The organism is Streptomyces misionensis (assembly GCF_007896895.1).
Lineage (GTDB): Bacteria > Actinomycetota > Actinomycetes > Streptomycetales > Streptomycetaceae > Streptomyces > Streptomyces misionensis_A.
This window is the reverse complement of sequence record NZ_VOGW01000143.1, coordinates 1-18,842: the sequence shown is the minus strand read 5'-3', so window position 1 is coordinate 18,842 and position 18,842 is coordinate 1. Positions and strand designations below refer to the sequence as shown.

Sequence of the window (18,842 nt, the reverse complement as noted above, 5' to 3'; positions counted from 1 at the left end):
GACCGGATGTTCGGCTCCGAGGTCGGCGGCCAGATCTCCTGGCTGCTGCCCGCCGCGCTGATCCTGCTGGCCGCGGGGCTGGTGGCGACCCGGGGACGGGGGCGTACGTCGGTCACCCGCTCCTCGCTCCTGGTCTGGGGCGGGTCCCTGCTGATGACCATGGGCGTGTTCAGCTACATGGCGGGCATCTTCCACCAGTACTACACCGTGGCCCTCGCCCCCTACATGGCGGCCGTCGTCGGCATGGGCGCCGGGCTGCTGTGGGAGCGGCGCCGCGAGGCGTGGGCGGCGCCGGCGCTCGCCGCGGCCGCGGTGGCGGCCGCGGCCTGGGGATATGTGCTGCTCAACCGCACGCCCGGCTATCTGCCCTGGCTGAAGTGGCTGGTCCTGGTGGGCGGTCTGGTGGCGGCCCTGGGCCTGGTCTTCGCCGGGCGCCTCACACGGCCGGCCGTCCTCGGCACGGCGGCCCTGGCCCTCGGCACCGCGCTGGCGGGTCCCACCGCCTACACCCTGAGCACGGTGGCCTCCGGGCACGAGGGCTCGATCCCGACGGCGGGCCCGGCGGCCGCCGGCACGATGGGCTTCGGCGGCGGCCGGTCCCCGGGCGGCGGGCCCGGCGGCAAGCGGGGCGGCTTCGGCGGAGGCATGCCGGGCGGACAGGGTGGCCAGGGCAGGCCCGGTGGGCAGGGCATGCCGGGTGGGCAGGGGACCGGCGGTCAGGGCATGCCGGGCGGACAGACCGGAAACGGGTTCCCCGGCCCCGGCGGTGACCTCGCCGGCGGATTCCCGGGCGGTGCCCGCACCGGCGAGGGCGGCGGGCCCGGCGGCTTCGGCGGTCTGCTGAACGGCACGGACGTCGGCTCGGCGGCCAAGGCGCTGCTGAAGAAGAACGCTTCCCGCTACACCTGGGTCGCCGCGTCCATCGGCTCGCAGAACGCGGCGAGCTACCAGCTCGCCACCGGTGAACCGGTGATGGCGATCGGCGGCTTCAACGGCACCGACCCGTCGCCGACACTCGCCCGGTTCAAGAAGTACGTGGCCGACGGCAGGGTCCACTACTTCATCGCCGGTGGCGCAGGCGGCACAGGCGGCGGCATGGGCCGGGGCACGGAGGGCGCCGGGGGCGGTGGCGGCAGCGGCACCGGCGCGCAGATCAGCTCCTGGGTCCAGAGCACCTTCAAGAAGGTGACCGTGGGCTCGGCCACCTTCTACGACCTCACCCGGCGGGCGAACGGCTGAGCGGACCCGGCGGAGCGGGCCCGCGCCCAAGTGCTGCGACCGGAAAGGTTCACCGGCTCGCGACGCCCGGCACGGCACCTCGCCGCGTCGTCGCATCACCCGAGTACATCCGGTACGCGGGTGATGCTCCGCCTCGCGCTGCACCGCACCGGACGCCGCGAGCTTCCCGGCAAACCCTCCCGGCCACAGCACTAAGTGCCGGATGATCTGGGTAACGGCACAGGGCGTGGGCCCGCGCCCCTGTGCCGTGCCGGCCCCTGGATCACGGGCAGCGGGCCGCACAGGGCTCTGACTGGCCGGAGACAGAGGAAGGTGTGCCGGTGGCGAAGTCTGCGGGGCGGACGGCGCGGGACAGTGTGTGGCTGCGGGAGAAGCCGCGGCGCGGCGGCCGCACCGGGCAGCCCTCCGGACTGGACCGGGAGCGGATCACCGCGGTGTCCGTGCGGCTCCTGGACGCGGAGGGCCTGGCCAGGTTCTCCATGCGGCGCCTGGCCGCCGAGCTGAACGTCACCGCGATGTCCCTGTACTGGTACGTCGACACCAAGGACGACCTGTTCGAACTCGCCCTCGACGCGGCCTTCGGCGAACTGCGGCTGCCCGGCGAGGACGACGCGGCCGACTGGCGGGAGCAACTGCGGGCGCTGGCCGCCGAGTACCGGGGGCTGCTGGTGCGCCACCCCTGGCTGTCCCGGCTGGCCGGCCAGTACCTGAACATCGGCCCCCGCGCGCTGGACTTCTCCCGCACCGTGCAGCACGTCATCGGCCGCTCCGGGCTGCCCGCGCACCGGGTGATGAGCGCCATCTCGGCCGTCTTCCAGTTCGTCTACGGCTACGGCACGACAGAGGCCCAGTTCATGTCCCGGATCGCGGCCACCGGTCTGTCCCCGGACGACTACCGCGAGCAGGCCCTGGACTCGGTGCGGCAGGACCCCGGCATCGCCCGGTTCCTCCAGGACTCCGCGCGGATCATGGACGCCCGCGGCGAGGGCACGGTCGCCGAGCTGATGGACCGTGACTTCACCTTCGCCCTGGACCTGCTGATCGCCGGGATCGAGGCGATGGTCGAGCGGGGGTGACCCCCGGTCAGCGGCCCCGGGCGGCCCTCAGTCCTCGCTGACCAGCCGCGCCGGGAAGCCGCCGGTCGCCACCGGGCCCCAGCGCTCGGGCGTGACCCGGATGATCGACTTGCCCTGCTTGAGCATGGCCGCCCGGTACTCGTCCCAGTCGGGGTGCTCACCGGCGATGTTGCGGTAGTACTCGACCAGCGGTTCCACCGAGTCGGGGGAGTCGATCACCTCGGCGGTGCCGTCGATCTGCACCCAGGGGCCGTTCCAGTCGTCGCTGAGCACGACCAGGCCGACCCGCGGGTCCCGCCTGGCGTTGCGGGTCTTGGCCCGCTCCGGGTAGGTCGAGACCACGATCCGGCCCGAGTCGTCCACCCCGCAGGTCAGCGGGGAGGCCTGCGGGGTGCCGTCGGCGCGGCGGGTGATCAGCAGCGCGCGGTGGCGGGGCCGTACGAAGTCCAGCAGCTCGTCCAGGGACACACGGGTGTTGGTCGCGATGTTCGATGCCATGGCCGCAGCCTAGAACGCGGACCGGCGTACGAGCCTGACCCTGCTGGGCACAGGCTCGGCGCGCCGGGCGGCCTGCCCCGTGCGGGCGGCGCGGGGCAGGTCTCTTCACCGCAATGGAGCAGCTAAAGTTGTTCTGTCCTGTGCTCGCAGTCGGGAATGTGCTGCGGAGCTCTCCTGCGCATGGCCGTACGGTCATGTCATCCGAGAGGTTCGTGGTGGCCGCGTCCGACTTTCCCCCGTACGACTTTTCCGCGTACGACGTCTCCGAAGTGACCCGCTCCCCGGGCGGCTTCGACCTCGCCGAGGCGCTGACGGCGGCGGCCCGCGAGCTGCACGAGAGCCCCACGCCCGGCGCCACGCTGGACACCGCCGTACGGCTCGCGGTGCGCCTGCTGCCCGGCGCCGAGCACGCCGGGGTCTGCGAGCTGGAGCACGGGGAGACGCTGCGCGCCCTCGCCTGGACCGATGACGTCGTACGTGACGCCGGAGCCCCCGAACTGCCGCACTGGGAGCGGCTGTGGACCTCGCCGGTGGTGCGGGTGACGGACAGCGCCGGCGCGGACGGCGAGGACCAGCGGCTGCGCTCGGTGCTGTCCATGCGGCTGCGCGCCGACAAGCGCCGGCTGACCGTGCTGACGGCCTACTCCCGGGGACCGGGCGCCTTCGACGAGACGGCCGCGCGGCTCGGCCGGCTGTTCACCGCGCAGGTGAGCCTCGCCCTGAACTCGGTGACGGTGCGCGAGCAGTTGACGGAGGCCATGCACACCCGCGACCTGATCGGACAGGCCACCGGAATTCTCATGGAGCGCCTGGACATCGACGCGCAGGGGGCCTTCGAGAGCCTGGTGCGCGCCTCCCAGCGGGAGAACGTCAAACTGCGCGACCTGGCCCGGCGCATCGTGGGCGCGACGGAGAACTGACAGGGGCCCGCCGACCGTCCTCCGGTCGGCGGGCCCCTGTGCGGGAGGCTCAGGCTGCGGGCAGGCTGTCCCCCTGCACCGCCTGGATGTCCAGCTGCACCTTCAGCGTGGTGCCGATGGCGGCGATGCCCGCCTGGAGGACCTGGTTGTAGTTCATCGCGAAGTCCTCGCGGTGCAGTTCCGCCGTGGCGCGGAAGGCGGCGCGGGTGCCGCCCCACGGGTCGGCGCCGGTGCCGAGGTAGGCGAGGTCCAGGTCGACCTGGCGGACCACGCCGTGCAGCGACAGCTCGCCGTGCACGGTCCAGCGGTCCGGACCCGCCTGGGTCAGCCCGGTGGACCGGTAGGTGATCTCCGGGTGGTTCTCCACGTCGAGGAAGTCACCGGAGCGCAGATGCGTGTCGCGCATGCCGTTGCCGGTGTCGATGGACCCGGCCTTGATGACCGCCTCCACCCGGGACTTGGCGACGTCGTCCGGCGCGATCTCGATGGTGCCGCCGAAGTCGGTGAACCGGCCGTGCACGCTGGAGATCCCCAGGTGCTGGGCGACCGCGGCGACCGAGGAGTGCGCCGGGTCGATGGTCCAGGGACCGGGCGGCGGCAGCTCGGTGCCGCCCTGCCGGGCCAGGGTCACGGCGCCGATCTCGGCCCGTCCGCTCGCGGTGACGATCGCGCTGGAGGCGGCCGGCGCGTAGCCGACGGCCGTCACGATCACGGTGTACGCCCCCGGCGCCAGCTCGGTGGTGTCCTTCACGGCCCCCTCGGCGTCCGCCTCGGCCCGCAGCACCTGCGTACCGGTCATGTCGGTCACCGTGACGACCGCGTGCGACACGGCCCACCCGTCCCGCGTACGGATCTTCGCGGTCAGTCCCATCCCGTTTTCTCCCTGCAAAGCCTTACAAATCGGTCGTGAGAAACCGGCCCGTGGCGGGCACCTCCGGTCGGAGCGTGCCCCGCCACGGGCCGGGTGGAACTACTCGCCGGGGTGGGCGAGTTCGATGTCGTGACCGTCGGCCCCGGTGCCGGTGACGGTCAGCGCGGTCGCCACCGGCGGGTAGCCGGTCGCGATGACGGTGTACTCACCGCTGTCCAGGTCGGTGAAGGCGTACGCGCCGTCCGCACCGGTGGTGGCGGTGCCGACCACGTTGCCCGCCTGGTCGACCAGGGTCACCCGGGCGTCGGCCAGCGGACCGTGCGGGGCCCGGACCACGCCCTGGAGCTGGGCGCCGGCGTCGAGGTCGACGTCGATCCGGGTGATCCCGGTGGTGGCCACCTCGACCGGCAGCGCCCGCGGGCGGAAGCCGGCCGCGTTGACGGCGACGGTCACCGGGCCGGGCACCAGGTCGGTGAAGGCGAACTCGCCCTGCTCCCCGGTGGCGGCGGTGGCCAGCAGGTCACCGCGCACATCGGTGACGATCACCATGGCGTCCTTGACCGGCTGCGCGCTCCCCGCGGCCCGCACCACACCGGTCAGCCCGCTGGTGCCGCTGAGCAGGATGTCGTACGACAGCGGTTCCTCGCCCACCACGATGGTGGAGGCCTGCGGCTGGTAGCCGTCGGCGGAGGCGATCAGGACGTACGAGCCGGTGCCGGGGGCGGCCAGCGCGTAGGAACCGTCGCCCTGGGCGACCGCGCGGCCGAGCTGGCGGCCGGCCAGCGAGATCAGGGTGACCGCGGCCTGCGGGACCGGGGCGCTCTCGGCGCCGCGGACGTAGCCGTGCACCGGGGTGCCGTCACCGCCCGTGCCGGGCTCGGCGACGGTCGCCACGGCGGTCATCGGGGCCGCGGAGGCGGTCGCGGTCGCCAGCGCCTCGGCGGCGCCGACCACCGGAGCGGCTGCGGTCAGGCTGGGAACCTTCTCCTGGGCGGGCTCACCCGGCACGTTCTGCATGGTGGCGTTCTCCATCGTGGTCTCGACGGGCGCGGCGGCCTCGGCCGTCGTCCCGGTCCTCTCCTGCGCGGCCTGGGCCAGCGCGCCGGTCGTCCGCAGCGGGACCTCCTTGATGAAGATCACCAGGATGAAGGCGACCAGGGCGCAGGGCGCCGCGTAGAGGAAGACGTCGGCGATGCCGTGACCGTAGGCGCCTTCCAGCCAATGCCGGATCGGCAGGGGCAGGCTGTTCATGTCGGGCAGATCGCCGCCGCCCATGGCCTTGGCCGCGGCCATCCGGGCCTTCGGGCTCAGTTCGCCGATGGTGCTCGTGGCGTAGTGGGTGATCCGGCCGGACATGACCGAGCCGAGCACGCCGACGCCGACCGCGCCACCGAGGGAGCGGAAGAAGCTCACCGTGGAGGAGGCGGAACCGAGGTCCTTCGGGGCGACCTGGTTCTGCGTGGACAGCACCAGGTTCTGCATCATCATGCCGACGCCGATGCCCAGCAGCGCCATGTAGACGGCCAGCTGCCAGTAAGGGGTGTCGTAGCGCATCAGGCCGAGCAGAGCCAGGCCGGCCGTCAGCAGAAGACCGCCGGTGACCAGCCAGTTCTTCCAGCGTCCGGTGTTGGAGATGATCCGCCCGGAGACCATGGAGGAGATGAACAGACCGCCGATCATCGGGATGGTCATCACGCCCGACATGGTCGGGGACTTGTCCCGCGCCAGCTGGAAGTACTGCGAGAAGAAGACGGTGCCCGAGTACATGCCGACACCGACGAACAGCGAGGCCGCGGAGGCCAGCGAGATCGTGGGGTTGCGGAACAGGCGCAGCGGGATGATCGGCTCGGACGCCTTGCTCTCGGTGAGGACGAACAGCAGGCCGAGCACGATGGTGCCGCCCACCATCACGTACGTCTGCCACGACAGCCACTCGTACTTGTCGTTGGCGAAGGTCACCCAGAGCAGCAGCAGCGAGGCGCCCGCGGTGATGAAGAAGGCGCCGAGCCAGTCGACCTTGACCTTGCGCTTGGCGACCGGCAGGTGCAGCGTCTTCTGCAGGACGAGCAGCGCGATCAGCGCGAAGGGGATGCCGACGAACAGGCAGTAGCGCCAGCCGAGCCAGCTGGTGTCGGTGATGACACCGCCGAGCAGCGGGCCGCCGACGGTGGCGACGGCGAAGGTGGCGCCGGTGTAGCCGGAGTAGCGGCCGCGCTCTCGCGGGGAGATCATCGCGGCCAGGATGACCTGCACCAGGGCGGACAGACCGCCGGCGCCGAGGCCCTGGATCGCACGGGCGGTGATCAGCATCGCCGGGTTCTGCGCGAGACCGGCGATGACCGAACCGGCCACGTAGATGATCAGGGCTATCTGGACGAGCGCCTTCTTGCTGAACAGGTCGGACAGCTTGCCCCACAGGGGCACCGAGGCGGTCATCGTCAGCAGGGCCGCGGTGACGACCCAGGTGTAGGCGGACTGGCCGCCGCCGAGGTCCTTGATGATCGTCGGCAGTGCGTTGGTGACGATCGTCGAGGACAGGATGGCGGCGAACAGGCCCACCAGGAGGCCGGAGAGGGCCTCCATGATCTGCCGGTGGGTCATCGGGGCGTCGCCCGCCGAGGAGCCTCCCCCGTGCTTGGCGTGAGCCCGCACACCGGCTGGTGTGGTCGTTGCCATGGGCTTCCTTTACTTACGTGCTTGCGGGTGTACGGGTGGTCTTTTCGACTACGGGGGTGAGCGGCCGGGCCGAGGGCGGCCGGCAGTCGCCGAAGGACGAGCGCAGCCGGGTCATCAACCCGATCAGCTGGCCGACCTCGTCGTCGGTCCAGTCGCTGAGCCGCTCGGCGAGCAGCTGCGAGGTCCGCTGGGACAGCTCGTCGAGCTGTTCCAGACCCGCGGGCGTCAGGCGCAGGATGCGCGAGCGCTTGTCCGCCGGGTCCGGGTGCCGCTCGATCCAGCCGCGCGCGGCGACGTGCGCGACATGCCGGCTGGTCACCGACAGATCCACGGCGAGCAGCTCCGCCAGCTTGCTCATGCGCATGTCTCCGTGGCGGCCGAGCAAGGTCAGCACGGCCGCCGAGCCGCCCGGGCAGTCCGTCGGCAGCACCCGCACGAGGTCCCGTTTCACGGCGCCGACGGCGCTGAGCTGACGCGCCAGCTCTTCGAACTGCGCCTGCTCGGCCATCACACCTCCCGTATTCGTTGCTTGGGGCAACCATAAGTCGGATTGGTTGCTACAGGCAAATAACTAGGGGGCCGCCCGCGTAAAACCTTGGCAAAGGCAAGCGTTGCGGTCGTGAATATGCAGGTCGGTGCGGGGGGCCTGTCCGCGTCTGTCCCGGTGGCCCCCCACTTGGGCGGCGGGGGCCGTCTTCGCTAAGGTCTCGGGCCATGGCTAACACCCAGGGCCCCCAGGGCAATTACGACCCTGCCGGCAGCACTCAGATGTTCCGCGCGTTCGTCGACGAGGCTCCGCAGGGGCGTCAGCAGCAGGCGGCCGCGCCCTCCGGTCCGCGCATCGGTCTGATCATCGGCGTCGTCGTGGCGCTCGTGGTGGTGGCCGGGGTCGCCTGGCTCGCGCTGAAGTAGGACACCCCTTCCGCAGGGCCCGCCGGTCCTGCGGTGATCACTTCCACCGGACGGACACGTCCCGCGTCTCGACGCGCATGCCCGGCGGCAGGCGCCAGGCGCCGACGCGGGCCGCCCCGGTGCGGTCCGTGTGCGCGCCGGGGCCGATCGGCACCGGCGGCTCCTCGGGCGTCCCGACCGTCGCCCGGCCGACGCCGGGCGCCCCGGTGACGTGCGTCCCGAACGTCACCGACCCGGAACTCACCGCCGCGCCCCCGTCCGGGGCGGCAACGCCCCGGCCCGGCCCGACGGTGCGCGCTCAACGACGGCCAGGCGCCGTCCGCGCCGCGCACATGGCCGCTCCCGCCGCCCGGGCCCGGCCCACGCCCCTGGTGGCGCCCCCGGACGGACGACGGCCGCCGAGGCTCCCGCGAGGGCGCGTCGGCGGCCGGGTGGTCCGGGCGTCGTGCGAGGCATCCCCTGACGAAGCGTTTGGCCATGGTGGGGGACGCCGCGTCAGTACGGAAGCGTCAGTCCGAGATCAGGCCCTCGCGCAGCTGGGACAGGGTCCGGGTGAGCAGGCGCGAGACGTGCATCTGGGAGATGCCGACCTCCTCGCCGATCTGCGACTGGGTCATGTTGGCGAAGAAGCGCAGCATGATGATCCGCCGCTCCCGGGGCGGGAGCTTGGCCAGCAGCGGCTTGAGGGACTCGCGGTACTCCACGCCCTCCAGGGCGGTGTCCTCGTAGCCGAGCCGGTCCGCCAGGGAGCCCTCGCCGCCGTCGTCCTCGGGGGCGGGGGAGTCCAGCGAGGAGGCGGTGTACGCGTTGCCGACCGCGAGGCCGTCGACCACGTCCTCCTCGGAGACGCCGAGCACGCCGGCCAGTTCGGTCACGGTCGGGGAGCGGTCCAGCTTCTGCGACAGCTCGTCGCTGGCCTTGGTGAGGGCCAGGCGCAGCTCCTGGAGGCGGCGCGGGACACGCACCGACCAGGAGGTGTCCCGGAAGAAGCGCTTGATCTCGCCGACCACCGTGGGCATCGCGAACGTCGGGAACTCCACGCCCCGTTCGCAGTCGAAGCGGTCGATCGCCTTGATCAGGCCGATGGTGCCGACCTGGACGATGTCCTCCATCGGCTCGTTGCGCGAGCGGAAGCGCGCCGCCGCGTAGCGGACCAGCGGCAGGTTCAGTTCGATCAGGGTGTCCCGGACGTAGGCGCGCTCGGGGCTGTTCTCGTCGAGCGCGGCGAGCCGCAGGAACAGGGAGCGGGACAGGGTGCGGGTGTCGATGGCCTCGCCCGTGGCGGGGGTGGCCGGGGCCGGCACGGCTTCGAGGGCCGTGACGCCCTCGATGCCGTCGAGGACGTCGAGTGCGTCGAGCTCCTTGGGCGCCGCCTCGCTCTTCGCGGGCGTCAGCACCTTCGAGCTGCCCTGTTCTGCGGACATGCCACCCCCTTCGGGTCGCGGGACGGTCGTGGCCGCGTCGTCGGTCGAGAACGCAGCCTTCACCTGAATACCGGAGCCGAGGCTCCGGCAAACGCGTCTCCCGCAGAATGTCACATGTCGGCAACGCGCTGTAGTGACATGTCGACATGAGAGAGGCGAATCACCGCTGGAGAAAAGGGGTCTGACGGGCAGTCGGGCCGGAAGTGTCGGCAACAGCCCTGGTGAGCGAATCGCTCGCGGCGGTGAGCGCTCGATCTGGTTTGCGATGCAGGGCTGTTCGGGTGCGTGCTTCGGTGCGCCCACCATGCTCCCGCCATGTCGTCCGGTATTCGACCGGAACTCTGTTATATGGCGGAGCGGTTATCGGTTATGCGTCGATGCGGTTGGCCGAGCGCAGTCTCTGGAAGCTGCGGGCGAGCAGCCGGGAGACGTGCATCTGGGAGACGCCGAGTTCCGCGCTGATCTGCGACTGGGTGAGATTGCTGTAGTAGCGCAGCAGCAGGATCCGCTGCTCGCGCTCGGGGAGCTGGACGAGGAGGTGGCGGACCAGGTCGCGGTGTTCCACGCCGTCCAGGGCCGGGTCCTCGTAGCCGATGCGGTCCAGCAGCCCCGGCAGCCCGTCGCCCTCCTGCGCGGCCTCCAGGGAGGTGGCGTGGTACGAGCGGCCCGCCTCGATGCAGCTGAGCACCTCCTCCTCGCTGATCCGCAGGCGCTCGGCGATCTCGGCGGTGGAGGGCGAGCGGCCGTGCAGCGTGGTCAGGTCCTCGGTGGCGCTGTTGACCTGCACCCACAGCTCGTGCAGCCGGCGCGGTACGTGCACGGTGCGGACGTTGTCCCGGAAGTACCGCTTGATCTCGCCGACCACGGTCGGCATGGCGAACGTCGGGAACTGCACGCCCCGGTCCGGGTCGAAGCGGTCGATGGCGTTGATCAGGCCGATGGTGCCGACCTGGATCACGTCCTCCATGGGCTCGTTGCGGGAGCGGAAGCGGGCGGCGGCGTAGCGCACGAGCGGGAGGTTCGCCTCGATCAGCGCGCCCCGCACCCGGTTGTGCTCCGGCGTGCCCGGGGCGAGCTGCTTCAGCTCGGTGAAGAGCACCTGGGTCAGGGCGCGGGTGTCTGCGCCACGGCGTTTCCCGGGGTTCTCAGAGGCGGGGACGGGGGCCTCCTCCTGGGGCGGCGCAGTACTGGCCGACACGGTCAACGCCACCTCTTCGGTCAATCATCCGTCAAAAGCGGTCATAGCATCACAAGACATGTGCACTGTGTGCAAGCACCTGATAACGCCGTGTTGGTTTCAAACATGGGGGAGTCGGGGCGGGAAACGCACGAAAGCCCCCGGCCTGCGCGGCGGGGGGCTTTCGGGCGGAAGGCGCCCTGGAAGGGAGAGGTGTCAGAACTCGTAGTCCGCGATCACCCACGTGGCGAACTCACGCCACAGGGCGACACCCGCCTGGTGGGCGGGGTGGTCCAGATAGCGCTGGAGGGCCCCGGTGTCCTCGACGGCCGAGTTGATCGCGAAGTCGTAGGCGATCGGCCGGTCGGTGATGTTCCAGGCGCACTCCCAGGCGCGCAGCTCCTCGATCTGCTCGGGCAGCGCCCGGAAGGCCGCCTCGCCCGCCACCACTCGCGGGTCGTCGCGCTCGACGCCCTCGTTGAGCTTGAACAGGACCAGGTGGCGGATCATGTGCGGTACCTCAGCTCTTTCCTCCGTGGGCGGCCCAGGTCATGAAGTCCCCGATGGCCCTGGCCGCGTTGGATATGCCCTCGAAGCCTATCTGCACGTAGTCGGCCGCCCTGGCGGGGTCCGTGATGATCACGTACAGCACGAAGACCACGAGCGCGTACACCACGATCTTCTTGGCGTTCATCGCCACCGCGGCCTCCTTGTGTTCGTGTCCATGGCCCATGGGGCCCCTGCCGCCGGCGGCGAGTGTAACGTTCACGCCTTTATCGGGGACCAACGGCCCGCCGGGCAAGGGGTTTTGGGCGCCGTTCCCGCAAGGGCGGGAACGCGGAAAGGGCCCCGTCATGAGACGGGGCCCTTTCGGAAGCGGTAGCGGAGGGATTTGAACCCTCGGTGACTTGCGCCACACTCGCTTTCGAGGCGAGCTCCTTCGGCCGCTCGGACACGCTACCGAGGGAGACCTTACAGCACGGTGGGGCATGGTTCGAAATCGGTATTCACCGATCCCGGAAGAACTCCGTGAGGAGGGCGGCGCACTCCGCCGCGAGCACGCCCTCGATCACCTCGGGCCGGTGGTTGAGCCGCCGGTCGCGCAGCACGTCCCACAGCGAGCCGGCCGCGCCCGCCTTGTCGTCCCGGGCGCCGTAGACCACCCGGTCCACCCGGGACTGCACCAGCGCGCCCGCGCACATCGTGCACGGCTCCAGGGTGACCACGAGGGTGCAGCCGGTCAGCCGCCACTGCCCGAGGCGCGCGGCGGCCCGCCGCACGGCGAGGACCTCCGCGTGGGCCGTGGGGTCGCCGGTGGCCTCGCGCTCGTTGTGCCCGGTCGCGAGCACCGTGCCGTCCGGCGCCAGCACGACGGCCCCGACGGGGACGTCCCCGCCCCGGACGGCCGCTTCGGCCTCGTCCAGGGCGAGTCGCATCGCCTCCCGCCAGCGGTTGCGCACCGGGTCCGGTGCCGGACGCGGGGTGCCCACCGGGTGGCCCGCGGTCAGCGGACGGTCTCCAGCACCTCCGAGGCGCCCAGGGCCTCGGCGATCGAACCGAGCGCGTCCTCGGCGTCCAGGGAGCGCAGCTCCTTCTCGCTGATGCCCAGGTCGTCGAGGATCTCGCTGTCGCCGACCGGGCTGTGCGGCACCGCGTCGGACCCGGTGGCCACCTCCTCCTCGTCGTCCTCGTCGGCCTCGGACTCGCCGTCCTCCGTGCCGTCGAGGTCCAGGGAGTCCAGGTCGGGGCCGTCGGCGGCGCCGGGTTCCCGGCCCAGCAGCTCATCGGTGAGCAGCAGCTCGCCGTAGGCGCTGCGGGCGGCGGCGGCCGCGTCCGAGACATAGATCCGAGGGTCGTCCTCCCCGTCCACGCGGACGACGCCGAACCAGGCGTCCTCCTGCTCGATCAGGACGAGCACCGTGTCCTCCTCGGGAGAGGCTTCACGGGCCAGGTCGGCCAGATCCGACAGGGTCTCCACATCGTCGAGCTCTGTGTCGCTCGCTTCCCACCCGTCTTCGGTGCGCGCGAGCAGTGCGGCGAAGTACACCGTGACTCTCCCACTGGTCATAGGCGTGCCGGTTGGGGGTCCCCCCGGCGGAGGTTCTTGGGCGGCTCCGAGCCCCACCCACTCGGAATCGTGGCAGAAACTAGGCGTTCAGGGGACGTCTTCGGCTCCCTGTGTCCGCCGGTTTCGAGCGTGAATCCTCATCGGGTCGCCAGCGCTCTCGTTGCGGCCACCTGCGGATCGTACGCGGCTTTGCCGGGCGCTCACGCACGCCCGCCTCGGAAACTCCGGCACGGGCGGCGATCTTCCTCACCCTCTTCTTGCCGAACGGCCCCCTGCTCAGGGCGTCCGCCCTACCAGCGGAATGTCTGCATCCGCAGCGCGTGGCGCAGCCGGGCCGCCTTGGCGCGTCGCGGCTGCACCCGGGCCCGCAGCGCCCGGGCCTCCGCCAGCTCCCGCAGGAACCGGGCTCGGCGGCGGCGCCGCTCGGCATCGGTCTCGGGAGCGTCGGGCGTGTCCGTCCCGCTCGCGGCGGCGGGTCCGGCCGTCCCGCTCGCGGGAAATCCGGGGCCGGATGTCCCCCGCTTGGTGGGGCCGGCCTTCCCCCGCCCGGCGGGGCCGGACCGCCCCGTCCGTATGACGTCATCGGGGCCGTGCGGCCCCCTCGGTCCGCTCCCGGTCGCGTCGTCGGGCGTCTCAGGCAGGTCAGACACGTCACACCACCCTTGTCCGTCCTTCTCCGCTTTCCCCCGGTCGGCCGGTTTGACGCCAGCGCCGACCGGTCCGGGGCGCAGGTACGGTTATGGGCATGCGTCTCCATGTCGTCGACCACCCCCTGGTCGCTCACAAGCTCACCACGCTGCGCGACCAGCGCACCGACTCCGCCACCTTCCGCCGTCTCGCCGACGAGCTGGTCACCCTGCTCGCCTACGAGGCCACGCGGGACGTGCGCACCGAGAACGTCGACATCGACACGCCGGTCGCCCGCACCACTGGCGTCAAGCTGGCCCGTCCCCGCCCGCTGGTCGTCCCGATCCTGCGCGCCGGTCTCGGCATGCTGGACGGCATGGTCCGGCTGCTGCCGACCGCCGAGGTGGGCTTCCTGGGCATGCTCCGCAACGAGGAGACGCTCCAGCCCTCCGCGTACGCCACGCGGATGCCGGAGGACCTCTCGGGCCGCCAGGTCTACGTCCTCGACCCGATGCTGGCCACGGGCGGCACGCTGGTCGCCTCCATCCGCGAGCTGATCAAGCGCGGCGCCGACGACGTCACCGCCGTGGTGCTGCTGGCCGCCCCCGAGGGCGTCGAGCTGATGGAGCGCGAGCTGGCGGGCACCCCGGTCACCGTGGTCACCGCCGCGGTCGACGACCACCTCAACGATCAGGGCTACATCGTCCCGGGCCTCGGCGACGCGGGCGACCGGCTGTACGGCGCGGCCGAGTAACCGGCGTCCCCGCCGCCGTGCGGGCAGTGTCCCGCGCGGGGCGTGCCGGCATGCGGCCCCGGCCGCGCGGACGCGATCGGGCGCGGCCGGCGCCCGCCCGAGGAGAAAGGCTTCAGCACCCCTTCTTCGCGGAGCCGGCCGAAGCCGTGGGCGCCGGTGCCGTGAGGACGGTCAGGGCCCGCGCGGCGTCGGCCGGCTTGGCCAGCCCCTTGAACCCGTCCCCGATGACGAGGTCGAGATCGGCCTTCGTGCGCCCGTCGGCCCGCTGCTCGCCGCCCGCGACCTGCGCGCCGAGCACCGGCAGGGAGGTGTGCAGCGCGGCGGCCGGTCCGAGGACCAGCGCCGTGCCCTTCACCTTCTTGTCGTACTCCTTGGCCGCGTTGCCCACGTCGCCGATCTTGAAGCCGCGCTTCTTCAGCTCGTCCGCGGTGTCCTTGGCCAGCCCGGAGCGCGTGGTGGCGTTGTAGACGTTGACGGTGATCCGGCCGGGCTCGGGCAGGGGGTTCGCCCGGCGCGCGGACGCGGTCCTGGTCCCGCCGGCCGCGTCCTTGGTCCCGCAGTCCCGCTCCGCGCCGGAGGCGGTCGGCCTGCGGCCCGAGAAGACGTCGATGAGCTGGAGCGTGCCCCAGCCGAGCAGGCCGAGCGCGCACACGGAGGCCAGAACGACCGCGACCAGCCTGCCCCGCCGCCGAGGCGGGCGCATCCGGGGGTATTTCGCCCCCGTGATCCGGTACTTGCCGCCCATGCCGGGGGGAGTCAGCATGCTCATGAACGCAGCGTAGTGTGCCGGGGCGGTGATGCCTATTAGATGATCAGTCCAGGCCGCCAGTGGAACCCGAAAGGGTCAATCGGCGGGCGCCGCACGGCCGATGGACGGCGGGCCGCGGGGCCGGGAGCGCCGGGTCAGTCCAGTTCGAGCACGCGGGCGTGCAGCACCTGGCGCTGCTGGAGCGCGGCGCGCACCGCGCGGTGCAGACCGTCCTCCAGATAGAGGTCGCCCTGCCACTTCACGACATGGGCGAAGAGGTCGCCGTAGAACGTCGAGTCCTCCGCCAGCAGGGTCTCCAGGTCCAGCTGCTGCTTGGTGGTCACGAGCTGATCGAGGCGGACCGGGCGCGGTGCGACGTCCGCCCACTGCCGGGTGCTTTCCCGGCCGTGATCGGGGTACGGCCGGCCGTTTCCGATGCGCTTGAAGATCACACGGAAAGCCTACCGGCCCAGACGTTCCGGGCGCAGCCATGGCGCCCGAGTGCGGCTCGTGAAAAGGCCGGACAAAAAGCGCGAACGGGTATGTTCCGGGGTGCGGATTCGGGCCGTTCCCCGCCGTCGGCGGGAACGGCACCCCGGCGCGTCGCCCGCCGTGCGCGCGTTGTGCACAGGCTGTGGACCGGGAACCGGCGTGCGCGGGGGCCCGGCGGGCCGGTTCACACGGTCTGCGGCAGCCGGCCCGCGCGGTGGCGGATGCGGAAGGCGGTGATGATCTCGGTGACGCCGACCACCACCAGCCAGATGCCGCCGACGAGGGTCAGCACCGCGACCGACCGGAAGGGCGAGTCGATCAGCACGATCCCGGCGATGAAGGTGAGGACCCCCAGGAGGATCTGCCAGCCGCGGGCGGGCATCCGGGGGTCGGAGATCGCGGCCATGGTGTGCGTGATGCCGCGGATCAGCCAGCCGATGCCGATCCACAGGGCGAGCAGCAGGATCGACTGCATGGGCCCGCGGAAGCAGAGCAGCCCGAGCAGGATCGACAGCGCGCCGCTGATGAACGCCAGCACCCGCAGCGAGGTCGCCTGGTGCGTGCCGAAGGCGGCGACCAGCTGGAAGACGCCGCTGACCAGGAGGTAGAGCCCGAAGAGGACGCCGGCCGCGAGCAGCGAGGGGCCGGGCCAGACCAGGACCAGGATGCCCAGGACCAGGGAGGCGATCCCGGTGACCAGGACCACCTGCCAGGCGGCCCGGGACAGGGCGTGCAGCGGGCCTTCGAGGGGCGGCTCGGGCTCGGGTCGCCCGCGGTGCCCGTGCGGTTCGTGCGCGGCGCCCGGCGGGTGCCCGCCGTGGACGTGCTGATCGTCGTACTCGCGGCCCCACTCCGGGCCGTGGCTCGATGCCTCGGTCATGTTCCATGCTCGGAACGGCGGTGCGCGCACCGCCACCGGGGTGGGCCACCAGGCTGACCCGGTTCCTACTTCCGGGCCGCCTTGGCCGCCTTGGCCGCGGCCTTCATCTCCTGCTTGTGGGCGCGCACCCGGGCGAGCGAGTCCGGTCCGGTGATGTCGGCGACGGACCGGTGGGAATCGGGCTCGCCGTAGGCGCCGGCGGCCTCCCGCCAGCCGGCCGGCGTGACCCCGAGCTGCTTGCCCAGCAGCGCGAGGAAGATCTGTGCCTTCTGCCGCCCGAAGCCCGGCAGGTCCTCCAGACGCTTGAGCAGCTCGGCCCCGCTGCCGGCGTCCTTCCAGACGGCCTCCGCGTCCCCGTCGTAGTGCTCGACCAGGTACCGGCACAGCTGCTGTACGCGCTTGGCCATGGAACCCGGGTAGCGGTGCACGGCCGGCTTCTCGGCGAGCAGGGCGGCGAAGGCCTCGGGGTCCATCGCGGCGATCTCGTGCGCGTCCAGGTCCCCGGCGCCGAGCCGGTCGGCGATGGTGCGGGGTCCCTTGAACGCCCACTCCATCGGGATCTGCTGGTCCAGCAGCATCCCGGTGAGCGCGGCGAGCGGCGAGCGCCCGAGCAGCGCGTCGGCCTCCGGGTCCTGGGCGAGGTGCAGGGTGACGTCCATGGGTCGATGATCCCGCGTCGCGTACGATTCCTCCATCACATGGATAGTTAGGCTAGCCTTACCTAAGAAAGGGAGGCCCGGGGTGACCGCCGAGACCTACCGCGACGCCTGGGGCGTCCCCCATCTGCGCGCGGCGGACGTCCATGAACTGGCCCGCGCCCAGGGCCGCGTCACCGCGTTCGACCGGGCCTGGCAGCTGGAGGTCGAACGGCACCGCGCCCAGGGCACCTCGGCGTCCTTCCTCGGCGCCCCGGCCGCCTCCTGGGACGTCCTCGCCCGCCGGGCCCGCCTGGCCGACACCGCCCGCCGCTGCTTCACCGCGCTCGAACGCCGGGACCCGGAGACGGCCCGGTGGGTCCGGGCGTACACCGACGGCGTCAACGAGGGCCTGCCGGCCGGTGCCCGCCGCGCCCCCGAGTTCGCCCGCGCCCATCTCGCCGCGGGCCGCTGGGAGCCCTGGACCCCGCTCGCCGTGTGGCTCGCCACCCACCTCCTCTTCGCGGGGTTCCCCGCCAAGCTCTGGCGGGAGCGGGCGATTCGGCACCTGGGCCCGGACGCGGTCGGCCTGTTCGCCACCGACGGCCCCGGCACGGCCGGCAGCAACGGCTGGCTGGTCTCCGGCGCCCGCACCATCACCGGGCACGCCCTCCTCGCCGGCGACCCCCACCGCTTCATCGAGGACCCCGGCGTCTACCAGCAAATACGCCTGTCCTGCCCCGAGTTCGACGTCATCGGCCTCGCCGTCCCCGGCACCCCCGGCATCGCCCACTTCGGCCACGCCGGCCCGGTCGCCTGGGGCATCACCAACGCCATGGCCGACTACCAGGACCTCTACCGCGAACGCCTGCGCCGCACCGGCCGGAAGGTCCGGTACCTCGACCCGGACGGCGACTGGCGCACCGCGCACTCCCACCGCGAGACGGTCCGTGTCGCCGGCGCGTCCCCGATCGAGATCGAGGTGATCGAGACGGCACGGGGGCCGGTGATCGCGGGCGGTCCGGCGGGGCCGTCGCAAGGGCCGGGAGCCACCGAACCGGGAGCCGCCGGGTCAGGAGCCGCCGACGGCGAGGGCGAGGCGCTCGCGCTGCGCCACCCGCCCCGGGTCACCGAGGACCTCGGCTTCGGCGCCCTCCTGCCGCTGCTGCGGGCCCGCACCGTCGCCGACGTCGATCGCGCCCTGGACGCCTGGGCCGAGCCGGTGAACGTCGTACAGGCCGCCGACACGGCCGGCGGCACCCTGCACCGCGTCGCCGGGCGCGTCCCGCTCCGCGCGCGGGCCAACCGCCTCCACCCGGTCCCCGCCTGGCGCCCCGGCCACGACTGGCGCGGCTGGCACGAGACGCCGTACGCCCCCGTCCAGGACGGCATCGCGGTGATGGCCAACCAGCGGGGCCTCGCCGCCCCGCTCGGCGTCGAGTTCGCCCCGCCGCACCGCGCCGACCGCATCCGCGCCCTCCTCGACGCGCGCACCGCCTGGAGCGCCGAGGACATGCCCGCCCTCCACACCGACACCCACCTCGCCTCCGCCGCACCCCTGCTCGACCACCTCGCCGCGCTCGACGGCCTCACCCCCGCCGCGTCCCGGCTGCGCGACCGGCTGCTCGCCTGGGACCGCCACATGGACGCCGACAGCTGCGACGCGGCGGCCTACGCGGCGCTGCGCGGCGCGGTCGTACGCCGCCTCGCCGCGCACCCGGCGTTCGCCCCGCTCGCCGAACCCCCGGCCCGCTGCCCCGAGGTGCTGCGGCCGTGGCTGGCGCTGGTCCCGCGCATCGGCCACGCCCTCGAACACCTGCTGCGCGCCGAGGAGTCGTACGGCGT

At 72.5% G+C, this 18,842-nt stretch carries 22 protein-coding genes and 1 tRNA gene; 6 read left to right on the top strand and 17 right to left on the bottom strand.

Features of this window, described 5'->3' with window-relative positions; translation table 11 throughout:
* Together FRZ03_RS24740 and FRZ03_RS24735 are read left to right on the top strand one after the other, a co-directional pair.
* A partial coding sequence (locus FRZ03_RS24740; protein ID WP_464862529.1) for a mannosyltransferase YkcB-related protein occupies positions 1 to 1,239 on the top strand: 1,239 nt, incomplete at its 5' end.
* A gap of 320 nt (positions 1,240 to 1,559) precedes the next feature.
* Positions 1,560 to 2,315, top strand: coding sequence for a TetR/AcrR family transcriptional regulator (locus tag FRZ03_RS24735; protein ID WP_146467342.1), 756 nt, complete (start codon positions 1,560 to 1,562; stop codon positions 2,313 to 2,315).
* Between the two features lie 27 nt (positions 2,316 to 2,342).
* On the opposite strand, the gene FRZ03_RS24730 is transcribed toward FRZ03_RS24735, so the two are convergent.
* A complete protein-coding gene (locus tag FRZ03_RS24730) occupies positions 2,343 to 2,813 on the bottom strand; it encodes a PPOX class F420-dependent oxidoreductase (protein ID WP_146467341.1) in 471 nt (156 codons plus the stop codon).
* Between the two features lie 194 nt (positions 2,814 to 3,007).
* Between FRZ03_RS24730 and FRZ03_RS24725 the strand changes: the two genes are divergently transcribed.
* Positions 3,008 to 3,733 (top strand): GAF and ANTAR domain-containing protein, encoded by a 726-nt coding sequence (locus tag FRZ03_RS24725; RefSeq protein WP_146467340.1) that lies wholly within the window; start codon positions 3,008 to 3,010, stop codon positions 3,731 to 3,733.
* A 49-nt stretch (positions 3,734 to 3,782) separates the two neighbouring features.
* Here the strand turns inward: FRZ03_RS24725 and FRZ03_RS24720 are convergent, their stop codons facing one another.
* The 3 genes from FRZ03_RS24720 to FRZ03_RS24710 all read right to left on the bottom strand — a co-directional run bounded on the left by FRZ03_RS24720 (position 3,783) and on the right by FRZ03_RS24710 (position 7,788).
* Positions 3,783 to 4,604 carry a YceI family protein gene (locus FRZ03_RS24720; RefSeq protein ID WP_146467339.1) on the bottom strand — a complete coding sequence of 274 codons (822 nt, stop codon included), beginning with the start codon at positions 4,602 to 4,604 and terminating at the stop codon, positions 3,783 to 3,785.
* Positions 4,605 to 4,703: 99 nt separating this feature from the next.
* Positions 4,704 to 7,205, bottom strand: a complete 2,502-nt coding sequence (locus tag FRZ03_RS24715) for an MFS transporter (protein ID WP_464862532.1) — start codon at positions 7,203 to 7,205, stop codon at positions 4,704 to 4,706.
* 88 nt (positions 7,206 to 7,293) lie between these two features.
* Positions 7,294 to 7,788 carry a MarR family winged helix-turn-helix transcriptional regulator gene (locus FRZ03_RS24710; protein ID WP_146467337.1) on the bottom strand — a complete coding sequence of 165 codons (495 nt, stop codon included), beginning with the start codon at positions 7,786 to 7,788 and terminating at the stop codon, positions 7,294 to 7,296.
* Between the two features lie 206 nt (positions 7,789 to 7,994).
* On the opposite strand from FRZ03_RS24710, the gene FRZ03_RS24705 reads away from it, so the two are divergent.
* Positions 7,995 to 8,192: a hypothetical protein gene (locus FRZ03_RS24705; protein ID WP_071828728.1), complete on the top strand. Its 198-nt coding sequence runs from the start codon at positions 7,995 to 7,997 to the stop codon at positions 8,190 to 8,192.
* A gap of 37 nt (positions 8,193 to 8,229) precedes the next feature.
* Here the strand turns inward: FRZ03_RS24705 and FRZ03_RS24700 are convergent, their stop codons facing one another.
* From FRZ03_RS24700 to FRZ03_RS24660, 9 genes are all read right to left on the bottom strand, one after another.
* The gene (locus FRZ03_RS24700; protein ID WP_146467336.1) at positions 8,230 to 8,421 is read right to left on the bottom strand and encodes a hypothetical protein; all 192 of its coding nucleotides are present in this window, start codon (positions 8,419 to 8,421) and stop codon (positions 8,230 to 8,232) included.
* 280 nt (positions 8,422 to 8,701) lie between these two features.
* On the bottom strand, positions 8,702 to 9,616 hold the full coding sequence (locus tag FRZ03_RS24695) for an RNA polymerase sigma factor SigF (protein ID WP_146467335.1): 915 nt from the start codon (positions 9,614 to 9,616) through the stop codon (positions 8,702 to 8,704).
* Positions 9,617 to 9,983: 367 nt separating this feature from the next.
* Positions 9,984 to 10,820: an RNA polymerase sigma factor SigF gene (locus FRZ03_RS24690; protein WP_146467347.1), complete on the bottom strand. Its 837-nt coding sequence runs from the start codon at positions 10,818 to 10,820 to the stop codon at positions 9,984 to 9,986.
* Positions 10,821 to 11,009: 189 nt separating this feature from the next.
* A complete protein-coding gene (locus tag FRZ03_RS24685) occupies positions 11,010 to 11,303 on the bottom strand; it encodes a Dabb family protein (RefSeq protein WP_146467334.1) in 294 nt (97 codons plus the stop codon).
* A 10-nt stretch (positions 11,304 to 11,313) separates the two neighbouring features.
* Complete coding sequence (locus tag FRZ03_RS24680) at positions 11,314 to 11,493, bottom strand: hypothetical protein (RefSeq protein ID WP_146467346.1); 180 nt, start codon at positions 11,491 to 11,493, stop codon at positions 11,314 to 11,316.
* Positions 11,494 to 11,670: 177 nt separating this feature from the next.
* Positions 11,671 to 11,755 (bottom strand) — tRNA-Ser (locus FRZ03_RS24675).
* Positions 11,756 to 11,800: 45 nt separating this feature from the next.
* Positions 11,801 to 12,229 carry a tRNA adenosine(34) deaminase TadA gene (tadA, locus tag FRZ03_RS24670; protein WP_398661037.1) on the bottom strand — a complete coding sequence of 143 codons (429 nt, stop codon included), beginning with the start codon at positions 12,227 to 12,229 and terminating at the stop codon, positions 11,801 to 11,803.
* 68 nt (positions 12,230 to 12,297) lie between these two features.
* On the bottom strand, positions 12,298 to 12,840 hold the full coding sequence (locus FRZ03_RS24665) for a tRNA adenosine deaminase-associated protein (protein ID WP_146467345.1): 543 nt from the start codon (positions 12,838 to 12,840) through the stop codon (positions 12,298 to 12,300).
* A 311-nt stretch (positions 12,841 to 13,151) separates the two neighbouring features.
* On the bottom strand, positions 13,152 to 13,511 hold the full coding sequence (locus tag FRZ03_RS24660) for a hypothetical protein (protein ID WP_146467332.1): 360 nt from the start codon (positions 13,509 to 13,511) through the stop codon (positions 13,152 to 13,154).
* A 95-nt stretch (positions 13,512 to 13,606) separates the two neighbouring features.
* Between FRZ03_RS24660 and upp the strand changes: the two genes are divergently transcribed.
* The gene (gene upp, locus FRZ03_RS24655; RefSeq protein WP_146467331.1) at positions 13,607 to 14,242 is read left to right on the top strand and encodes a uracil phosphoribosyltransferase; all 636 of its coding nucleotides are present in this window, start codon (positions 13,607 to 13,609) and stop codon (positions 14,240 to 14,242) included.
* 112 nt (positions 14,243 to 14,354) lie between these two features.
* Here upp and FRZ03_RS24650 read toward each other — a convergent pair whose 3' ends face one another.
* From FRZ03_RS24650 to FRZ03_RS24635, 4 genes are all read right to left on the bottom strand, one after another.
* Positions 14,355 to 15,011, bottom strand: a complete 657-nt coding sequence (locus tag FRZ03_RS24650; RefSeq protein WP_146467330.1) for a LytR C-terminal domain-containing protein — start codon at positions 15,009 to 15,011, stop codon at positions 14,355 to 14,357.
* A gap of 134 nt (positions 15,012 to 15,145) precedes the next feature.
* Positions 15,146 to 15,442, bottom strand: a complete 297-nt coding sequence (locus FRZ03_RS24645; protein WP_004943146.1) for a type II toxin-antitoxin system VapB family antitoxin — start codon at positions 15,440 to 15,442, stop codon at positions 15,146 to 15,148.
* A 224-nt stretch (positions 15,443 to 15,666) separates the two neighbouring features.
* Positions 15,667 to 16,362: an HdeD family acid-resistance protein gene (locus FRZ03_RS24640; protein ID WP_146467329.1), complete on the bottom strand. Its 696-nt coding sequence runs from the start codon at positions 16,360 to 16,362 to the stop codon at positions 15,667 to 15,669.
* Between the two features lie 65 nt (positions 16,363 to 16,427).
* The gene (locus FRZ03_RS24635; protein WP_146467328.1) at positions 16,428 to 17,021 is read right to left on the bottom strand and encodes an HhH-GPD-type base excision DNA repair protein; all 594 of its coding nucleotides are present in this window, start codon (positions 17,019 to 17,021) and stop codon (positions 16,428 to 16,430) included.
* A gap of 82 nt (positions 17,022 to 17,103) precedes the next feature.
* Here FRZ03_RS24635 and FRZ03_RS24630 point away from each other — a divergent pair.
* On the top strand, positions 17,104 to 18,842 hold a 1,739-nt coding region (locus FRZ03_RS24630; RefSeq protein ID WP_146467327.1), incomplete at its 3' end, for a penicillin acylase family protein.

Bases quoted from the DNA above. Each gene is read 5' to 3' on its own strand.
- FRZ03_RS24730 (WP_146467341.1), bottom strand. From the start codon at position 2,813: ATGGCATCGAACATCGCGACCAACACCCGTGTGTCCCTGGACGAGCTG.
- FRZ03_RS24725 (WP_146467340.1), top strand. From the start codon at position 3,008: ATGTCATCCGAGAGGTTCGTGGTGGCCGCGTCCGACTTTCCCCCGTAC.
- FRZ03_RS24720 (WP_146467339.1), bottom strand. From the start codon at position 4,604: ATGGGACTGACCGCGAAGATCCGTACGCGGGACGGGTGGGCCGTGTCG.
- FRZ03_RS24715 (WP_464862532.1), bottom strand. From the start codon at position 7,205: ATGACCCACCGGCAGATCATGGAGGCCCTCTCCGGCCTCCTGGTGGGC.
- FRZ03_RS24710 (WP_146467337.1), bottom strand. From the start codon at position 7,788: ATGGCCGAGCAGGCGCAGTTCGAAGAGCTGGCGCGTCAGCTCAGCGCC.
- FRZ03_RS24705 (WP_071828728.1), top strand. From the start codon at position 7,995: ATGGCTAACACCCAGGGCCCCCAGGGCAATTACGACCCTGCCGGCAGC.
- FRZ03_RS24695 (WP_146467335.1), bottom strand. From the start codon at position 9,616: ATGTCCGCAGAACAGGGCAGCTCGAAGGTGCTGACGCCCGCGAAGAGC.
- FRZ03_RS24685 (WP_146467334.1), bottom strand. From the start codon at position 11,303: ATGATCCGCCACCTGGTCCTGTTCAAGCTCAACGAGGGCGTCGAGCGC.
- tadA (WP_398661037.1), bottom strand. From the start codon at position 12,229: ATGCGACTCGCCCTGGACGAGGCCGAAGCGGCCGTCCGGGGCGGGGAC.
- upp (WP_146467331.1), top strand. From the start codon at position 13,607: ATGCGTCTCCATGTCGTCGACCACCCCCTGGTCGCTCACAAGCTCACC.
- FRZ03_RS24650 (WP_146467330.1), bottom strand. From the start codon at position 15,011: ATGAGCATGCTGACTCCCCCCGGCATGGGCGGCAAGTACCGGATCACG.
- FRZ03_RS24640 (WP_146467329.1), bottom strand. From the start codon at position 16,362: ATGACCGAGGCATCGAGCCACGGCCCGGAGTGGGGCCGCGAGTACGAC.
- FRZ03_RS24635 (WP_146467328.1), bottom strand. From the start codon at position 17,021: ATGGACGTCACCCTGCACCTCGCCCAGGACCCGGAGGCCGACGCGCTG.